Source organism: Mycobacterium sp. TH-M106 (genome assembly GCF_057473765.1).
Genome location: NZ_JBYCLE010000089.1, coordinates 1 through 7,940, shown reverse-complemented (window position 1 = coordinate 7,940; position 7,940 = coordinate 1). Strand labels below are relative to the sequence as shown.

Annotated in this window: 7 protein-coding genes, 1 tRNA gene and 1 pseudogene; 4 read left to right on the top strand and 5 right to left on the bottom strand. The window is 65.2% G+C overall.

Annotation, left to right across the window (positions count from 1 at the left end; genetic code table 11):
- The 4 genes from AC2VOP_RS03030 to ddaH form a co-directional block, all read right to left on the bottom strand.
- The coding region (locus AC2VOP_RS03030) for an aminotransferase class III-fold pyridoxal phosphate-dependent enzyme (protein ID WP_486959599.1) at positions 1-280 on the bottom strand (280 nt) is incomplete at its 3' end.
- A gap of 326 nt (positions 281-606) precedes the next feature.
- Positions 607-1,131: a diaminobutyrate acetyltransferase gene (gene ectA / locus AC2VOP_RS03025; RefSeq protein ID WP_486959598.1), complete on the bottom strand. Its 525-nt coding sequence runs from the start codon at positions 1,129-1,131 to the stop codon at positions 607-609.
- 33 nt (positions 1,132-1,164) lie between these two features.
- A complete protein-coding gene (gene rocD, locus AC2VOP_RS03020) occupies positions 1,165-2,475 on the bottom strand; it encodes an ornithine--oxo-acid transaminase (protein ID WP_486959597.1) in 1,311 nt (436 codons plus the stop codon).
- Positions 2,472-3,335, bottom strand: coding sequence for a dimethylargininase (gene ddaH, locus AC2VOP_RS03015; RefSeq protein WP_486959596.1), 864 nt, complete (start codon positions 3,333-3,335; stop codon positions 2,472-2,474). Before ddaH ends, rocD begins: the two co-directional genes overlap by 4 nt.
- A gap of 116 nt (positions 3,336-3,451) precedes the next feature.
- Between ddaH and AC2VOP_RS03010 the strand changes: the two are divergent.
- Positions 3,452-3,886: pseudogene (locus AC2VOP_RS03010) on the top strand (Rv2324 family transcriptional regulator); the annotation flags it as partial.
- Positions 3,887-4,127: 241 nt separating this feature from the next.
- Here the strand turns inward: AC2VOP_RS03010 and AC2VOP_RS03005 are convergent.
- Positions 4,128-5,387: an MFS transporter gene (locus AC2VOP_RS03005; RefSeq protein ID WP_486959595.1), complete on the bottom strand. Its 1,260-nt coding sequence runs from the start codon at positions 5,385-5,387 to the stop codon at positions 4,128-4,130.
- A 127-nt stretch (positions 5,388-5,514) separates the two neighbouring features.
- On the opposite strand from AC2VOP_RS03005, the gene AC2VOP_RS03000 reads away from it, so the two are divergent.
- From AC2VOP_RS03000 to AC2VOP_RS02990, 3 genes are all read left to right on the top strand, one after another.
- A complete protein-coding gene (locus AC2VOP_RS03000; RefSeq protein WP_486959594.1) occupies positions 5,515-6,294 on the top strand; it encodes a fumarylacetoacetate hydrolase family protein in 780 nt (259 codons plus the stop codon).
- The gene (gene gltX / locus AC2VOP_RS02995) at positions 6,291-7,766 is read left to right on the top strand and encodes a glutamate--tRNA ligase (RefSeq protein ID WP_486959593.1); all 1,476 of its coding nucleotides are present in this window, start codon (positions 6,291-6,293) and stop codon (positions 7,764-7,766) included. Before AC2VOP_RS03000 ends, gltX begins: the two co-directional genes overlap by 4 nt.
- A gap of 98 nt (positions 7,767-7,864) precedes the next feature.
- Positions 7,865-7,936, top strand: a tRNA-Gln gene (locus AC2VOP_RS02990).
- Positions 7,937-7,940 lie beyond the last annotated feature (4 nt).

The window sequence follows — 7,940 nt, the reverse complement described above, 5'->3', positions numbered from 1 at the left end:
CGTTGAACCGTTCCAGGAACTCGGCTTTGGCGACGGTGTGCATGTCCAGGCTGTGCACCACCCGGTCCGAACTGAGGTAGTCCAGCAGCGCCCGCTTGAGTTCTGGGTGGTTGTGGCCGTAGTTGAGCGCGCCGGCGCCGGCGAAAAAGTCCAGGTATTGTCGGCCGTCGGTGTCCCACATGTGGACGCCGGCAGCGCGGTCAAACGTCACCGGCCACGATCGGCAATAACTGCGTACCTCGGATTCGAGGGTGTCAAAAATGGTCGTCGAAAAAGTCATGTTCCTCCGTTCGTCCGTTATCCACACAACGGAACGAAACGACAGGCCGAGCCTGCTTGGACGCTTACCGGCGGCGGCAGCACTGCCGGGGTCGGCCAGAATCTGCCACGCAGTAAAGCTCTTCGACCGGCATGCGACGCTGCATGCTTTGTGTCGATCTCGCTCGGCCTACCACCCCGCTCGGTTACCCCGGCGCTTTTCGCCGGGCTCACATCGCGCGGTAGCGACTCTACCGAGAACCGGTGGCCGATCTCAACCATCGCTGTCGGGGCAGAGCACCACGGCGGCTCAAGCCCTGGTCCGCTCACGCTGTCGAATAAACCCCCTCACTTCGCGTTTTCAACCCGCAGCGGGCCGATCCGGAACAATTGTTCGGGCAGGTGATCTTCCGGAAAAAGTTCGGCGCCGAACAGCTCGAACTGCTCCACAGCGGCGTGCCAACGGTGAGCGAATGCGGTGAACAGCCGCTGACTGGCTTCGTTATCGGGCGTGATCGACGTCTCCAGGAAGGCGACGCTGTCGGGCAGCATCCGCTGCACCAGGTGGTCGAGCATGCGGCCAGCAATCCCGGCCCCGCGGTGGACGGCGTCCACCGCCACCTGCCACACCATCAGGGTGTCCGGCCGGTCGGGGCGGCGATAGCCGGTGACGAAGCCGGCGGGGCGACCCTCGACGTCGGCGATCACCGACGTGTCGGCGAAATCCCGGCACCACAGCAGGTAGGCGTAGGGCGAATTGACGTCCAGGGTGGTGCTGTCTTTGGCGATTCGCCACAGAGCGGGGCCGTCGGGCACCGTAGGGGTACGCAGGCCGATCCGAGGCGGTTGGCGTGATTGGGGTGATGGGGTCACCGCGACGACGGTACCGGGTGCTCCTGGCGGGGACTACGTCCTCAATCCTGCCGAGACTCGGGGCGCAGACCCCGGTCGACAAGGGTATTTTGAAATGTTGGTTCGCCCCATCTCGGCTAGTGCCTCGGCAAATCGGTCTACAGCCCAGCCGATTTCCGCTGCGGTGATCACCAATGGAGGAGCGAAACGCAACGTCGACTCTTGCGTGTCTTTGACCAGGACGCCGCGCTCGGCGAGTCGCAAGCTGAGCTGTTTTGCGGTGCCCAGGCCCGGGTCGATGTCGACACCGGCCCACAACCCACGGCCGCGCACCGCCAGCACGCCACGACCGATCAACGTCCTCAGCTGCTCATGCAGTTGCGCACCGAGCTGCGCAGAGCGCTGCTGGAATTCGCCGCGGAAGAGCATCGACACCACGGTGCTGCCGATCGCCGATGCAAACGGGTTCCCGCCGAATGTAGATCCGTGCTCGCCGGGCCGCAGCACGCTGAGGATGTCGCGATCGGCGACCACAGCCGACAGCGGCACCACTCCGCCGCCCAACGCCTTGCCCAGCAGATAGACATCGGGCACGACATCCCAGTGATCACAGGCGAAGGTGCGGCCTGTGCGGGCTAGGCCGGACTGGATCTCGTCGGCGATCATCAACACATTGCGGGCCGTGCAGATTGCCCGCACCGCAGGAAGATACCGCTCGGGCGGCACGATGACACCGGCCTCACCCTGTATGGGTTCGAGCAGCACCGCGACGGTGTTTTCGTCGATAGCATCGCCCAGCGCGTCGGCGTCACCAAACGGCACCGAACGAAAACCGGGCGTGAACGGGCCGAAGCCCCGGCGCGCTGTTTCGTCGGACGAGAAGCTGACGATGCTGATGGTCCGGCCATGAAAGTTGTTGTCTGCGACCACGATGTTTGCGCAGTTGGCGGGAATGCCCTTGATCTCGGTGCCCCACTTGCGCGCGACCTTGAGACCGCTTTCCACAGCTTCGGCACCGCTGTTCATCGGCAAGATCATGTCTTTGCCGCACAACCGCGCCAGGGCTGCGCAGAACCGGCCGAGCGCTTCGGCGTGAAATGCGCGGCTGACCAGCGTCACGCTATCGAGTTGTGCATGCGCGGTGGCGGTGATCTCGGGGTTGCGGTGTCCGAAATTCACCGCGGAATAGGCGGCCAGGCAGTCCAGGTAGCGACAACCGTCGACGTCGGTGATCCACGAACCCTCGGCGCTAGCGACCACCACCGGCAGCGGGCAGTAGTTGTGCGCGGCGTGGCGCTCCTCGAGGGTGATGACCGATTCGGTGAGTGTTTCCGACCGGGCGGTCACGGTGTCTACTACGGTCACGAATACACTTCCATCGTACAACATTTGGCTGATCCGCCGCCCTTGTGGAGCTCGGACATCTCCACACCTATCGGTTCGAAGCCAGCCCGGGCTAGCTGCTCGGCCAAGCCGACCGCCGCGGCTGGGTGGACCACATGCCGACCATCCGAGACCGTGTTGAGCCCGAAGGCGTAGGCATCGGCACCGTCGGCCAGGATCGCTTCGGGAAAAAGCGTTTTCAGCCGTGCGCGGGAACACTCGGTAAAGGCCGGCGGGTAGTAGGCGATGGTGGTGTCGTCAAGCACGGCCAGTGCGGTGTCGAGGTGGTAGAAGTGCGGGTTGACCAGACGCAGGCTGACGACCGACCGGCCGACGATCTCGGCGATCTCGGCGTGCGCCCGGGTGTCGGTGCGAAAACCCGACCCGGCCAAGATCATTTCGCCTACCGGCAGCAAGTCTCCCTGACCTTCGTTGACGTGCCTGGTCTGCACGGGAGCGTATCCATGCGACCTCATCCAGTCGGCGTAGGCGATCGACTCTCGTTGGCGCTGCGGATATTTGAACCGTGCGACAACCGCCGTGCCGTCGACTATCAGACCACCGTTGGCGGCATAGGCCATATCAGCCAGCCCAGGGACAGGATCGACCAGGTCGATGACGTGTCCCAGGCTCCGGTAGGTGTCACGCAGATTGTCCCACTGCGCCATCGCGATATCGGGGTCCACCGGGACAGTGGGGTTCATCCACGGGTTGATCGCGTAGTCGACGGCGAAAAACCTCGGCGCCGTCATGACGTAGTGCCGAATCCGCGCCGTGCGGTTGGGCGTGTCGGCTGCATCGAGCGCCGAGGTGCCAGTCGCCGGGTTTGCAAAGATCACCATAATTCGACGATACGGGAGGCTCTTGCAGCAATCAACGTTCAACTATTGCGTCTGGTAGCACAATATATTGTGTAAATCGTCGTATTACGGCAGACTGTTGTGCGGGGAGAAACGAGATGAACCGATTGGACGCCATCGACGAGCGGATTCTCGCCGAGCTTGCCCAGCATGCCCGGGCAACCTTCGCCGAGATCGGCAAGCGGGTGCAGCTATCCGCTCCGGCGGTCAAGCGCCGCGTCGACCGGATGCGCGACGCCGGTGTGATCCGAGGTTTCACCACCGTCATCGACCGTAATGCGGTCGGGTGGAACACCGAGGCCTACGTACAGGTCTATTGCCACGGCAGGATCGCGCCCGAGGAGCTGCGGCAAGCCTGGATCGACATCCCGGAAGTCATCAGCGCCGCAACGATAACTGGCACCGCCGACGCCATCCTGCAAGTGCTGGCCCGCGACATGAGCCATCTGGAGGACGCTCTGGAGCGGATCCGCACCAGCGCCGACATCGAACGTACCGAGAGCATCATCGTGCTGTCGAACCTTGTTGATCGGTCCCGCGCCGGGGGTGCACAGCGGCCGCGTCGCCGCGGCCGGCCACGCGGCGCGGAGCGAACAACCACCGGGCGGCGCAATCGTGAATGACTTCAGGTCAGTGGCAACGCGACGCACGACCAGCCCGAAAGCCAGCTGATAAAAGGTGTATTGATCGTCCGGTGGGGTGCCAACCCGAATCCTGTTGGCCCGGCTTCATAGGCGACCGCGGTCGATCCCGGAGGCCTCGCCCTCGTACAGGTTAGTCCAATGGGGCCGTCTGCTCGGGCATCGGCCCAGGCGGCACGCGCAAGGTGCGCAACGCCTCGAGGACGGACCGGCCGTGCGGTTCGGCTTTGACCGGTACCAACGGCACAGCGGCCAGAGCGAACAGCCCGCACACGGCAAACGCCAGCGGGTAGCCGGCGGCTGCGATCAGTGCTCCGAACACCGGGGGACCGACCGCAGCGGTAAGTCGCTGGGTGGTGTTTTGGGTGCCCAGCGCCCGCCCGCTCCAATACGGCCCGGCCCGCTCGGCCACCGCGGTGGACGCCAGCCCGTTGTCAAGCACGGTGATCACCGCCGCGACAACCATCATCGCCTCGGCCAGCGGCCAGTGGGTGCGGTCGACGAACCCCAGTAGCAGCATGGCCGCAGCGCCGGCGACTGCCAGGGTCCGTATCGGCCGCAGCCGGGTGCCGACGCGATCCGACCAGCGGCCGACGATGATGCGGCCCAGCGCGCCGAGCAGCTGCGATGCGGTCACGAGCGCCCCCGCCGAGCCGATCGACCAGTGGCCGTTGACGATCAACCAGACCAGCATGAACGTCGCGACGACGCATTGCGGCATCATCAGCAGTGCCGACGCGAGGTGGATGCGCACCAGCACCGTCGAACCACGATAGGGGCTGGCCAGTTGAGCCTTCGGGGCATTCGTCCGCGGCAGCCGGGGCGGGTCGGTGATCCCGATGGCGCAAGCCACCGCGGACACCGCGCACACCGTAGCCGGAAACATCAGCGCTCGCGACAGCCCGTGTTCGGCCAGTTCGGGGATGACCGCAGCGCCCAACGCGATTCCCAGCGGCTGCGCGGTCTGACGGACCCCCATCGCCAGGCCGCGGTGGTGCGGTGGGAACCAACCGGTCACCAGTCGGCCGCTGGCGATGTTGGCACTTGCGGCGGCCATGCCGCCGAGGAACAAAAAAGCGCCGACCGCTACTAGCGACTGCATTGCCGCCGCGGCGTAGGTGGCTGCCGCGGTCAGCGCCGAGCCGACGGAGAGCACGATCCGTTCACCAACACGGTCAAGCAAGGTTCCCCAGGCGACCAGGGTCAACACCATGCCGAAACTGGGCGTCGAAGCCAGCAGGCCGGCAACGGCAAGGTTGGTCGCCCGTTTGGTCTCCAGCATCGGGATCACGAAGGCGACGCCGTTGACGAAGACAAAGGAACTCAGTGTCGCCGATAACGCGATGACCACGATTGACCAGCGCGCGGGGGTGGTGATCGAGTCCGTCGACACCCGCCCATGGTTGCACAGCGACCCTCTGCGCCCGGCTTCGCCGGGCTGGCGATCGCCACGGGGTCGTTGGTGGCGACCCGCTGCGCCCGGCTTCGCCGGGCTGGCGATCGCCACTAGGCTGGTTTGGATGCGTATCGGCCGAATCGCCAGCCCGGACGGTGTTGCCTTCGTCTGCCTGGAAGGCGATCCCGCCCGGATGACAGCCCGTGAGATCGCCGAGCACCCTTTCGGCGCACCGACGTTCACCGGCCGGTCCTGGCCGCTGGCCGACGTGCGGCTGCTGGCGCCGATCCTAGCCAGCAAGGTGATCGGCGTCGGCAAGAACTATGCCGCCCACGTCGCCGAGATGGGCGAACCCGCCCCGGTCGACCCGGTGATATTCCTCAAGCCCAACACCGCGATCATCGGACCGAACGTGCCGATTATGCTGCCCGCCAAGGCGTCGCCAGTGCACTACGAAGGCGAGTTAGCCGTGGTGATCTCCCGGCCGTGCAAGGACGTGCCGGCTGCCCGGGCTGCGGAGAACATCCTCGGCTACACCATCGGCAACGACGTGTCGGCTCGTGACCAACAACGGGCCGACGGCCAGTGGGCCCGAGCCAAGGGACACGACACGTTCTGCCCGGTCGGGCCGTGGATCGTCACCGATATCGACCCGGCCGACCTGGAACTGCGCACCGAGGTCAACGGCGTGGTCAAACAGCAGAGTCGGACCTCGATGATGATTCACGACATCGGCGCCATCGTGGAGTGGGTTTCCGCGGTGATGACGTTGCTGCCTGGCGACCTGATCCTGACCGGCACCCCCGACGGCGTCGGTCCCATCGAAGACGACGACACTGTTGACATCACGATCGAAGGCATCGGCACGCTGACCAACCCGGTTATCCGCAAAGGAAAGTCGTGACCGCCACCATTTCCACCGTCCGAGTCCGGTTCTGCCCGTCGCCGACCGGCACTCCGCACGTCGGCCTTATCCGCACCGCGCTGTTCAACTGGGCCTACGCCAGGCACACCGGCGGAGCCCTGGTGTTCCGGGTGGAAGACACCGACGCCGAACGTGACAGTGAGGAAAGCTATCTCGCGTTGCTCGATGCCTTGCGGTGGTTGCATCTGGACTGGGACGAGGGGCCGGAGGTGGGCGGACCCTACGGCCCGTACCGGCAGTCGCAACGCACCGACATCTACCGCGACGCCGTGACGCGGCTCCTGGCCGCCGGGGAGGCATACCAGGCCTTCTCGACACCGGATGAGGTCGAGGCCCGCCACATCGCGGCCGGACGCAACCCCAAGCTGGGTTATGACAACTTCGACCGGGACTTGACGGAGGGTCAACGGGCAGCCTACCTGGCCGAAGGCCGTAAACCCGTGGTGCGGCTGCGGATGCCGGAAGACGACCTCAGCTGGCACGATCTGGTGCGCGGTCCGACGACGTTTCCCGCCGGAACTATTCCCGACTTCGCATTGACCCGCGCCAGTGGAGATCCGTTGTACACGTTGGTCAACCCTGTCGACGATGCGCTGATGAAGATCAGCCATGTGCTTCGCGGTGAAGACCTGTTGCCGTCGACGCCGCGCCAGATCGCATTGTATGCGGCCCTGATCCGCATCGGGATAGCCGAGCGCATTCCTGAGTTCGCCCACCTGCCAATCGTGTTGGGGGAGGGAACCAGGAAACTGTCCAAGCGGGATCCGCAATCGAATCTGTTCGCCCACCGCGACCGCGGCTTCATCCGGGAGGGACTGTTGAATTACCTGGCGCTGCTGGGCTGGTCGATCGCCGACGACCGTGATGTGTTCAGCGTCGACGAGATGGTGGCGGCGTTCGACGTCGTCGACGTCAACTCCAACCCGGCCCGCTTCGACCAGAAGAAGGCCGACGCACTCAACGCCGAACACATCCGCCGGCTTGACACCGCTGATTTCACCGACCGGCTGCGTGGTTACCTGGATGCGCACGGTCACCGCACCGGGTTGGACGACGCGGCGTTCGCGGCGGCCGCCGCGCTGGTGCAGACCCGCATTGTCGTGCTCGGCGACGCATGGGGACTGCTGAAGTTTTTCAACGACGACGAGTACGCGGTCGATCCACGCGCTGCGGCCAAGGAGCTGGGGCCGCAGGCCGCCCCGATCCTCGACGCCGCTGTCGCCGCGCTGCAGGGGGTGGCGGACTGGACCGGCGACTCTATCGAGGCCGCACTCAAAGCAGCGCTGGTGGAGAAGCTGGCACTCAAACCGCGCAAGGCGTTCGGCCCGATCCGGGTGGCCGTGACCGGCACGACGGTCAGCCCGCCGCTGTTCGAATCAATGGAGTTGCTCGGTCGCGATCGCAGCCTCGGGCGCCTGCGGGCTTGCTCGGGCAACCGGGAAACACGATGAAGCATTGAACCGGAGATCTTTGGTAGTCTGCACGTCGGCTCGAAGTGGTTGGCCGCAGCGCATACCCGGCGCTCTGGCCAGCGGTTTCAGCCGGTCAATGGGGTATGGTGTAATTGGCAACACAGCTGATTCTGGTTCAGCCATTCTAGGTTCGAGTCCTGGTACCCCAGCAAA

Excerpts from the sequence above, each read along its gene's own strand:
- ddaH (WP_486959596.1), bottom strand. The coding sequence starts at position 3,335 with ATGGTGATCTTTGCAAACCCGGCGACTGGCACCTCGGCGCTCGATGCA.
- AC2VOP_RS03000 (WP_486959594.1), top strand. The coding sequence starts at position 5,515 with ATGCGTATCGGCCGAATCGCCAGCCCGGACGGTGTTGCCTTCGTCTGC.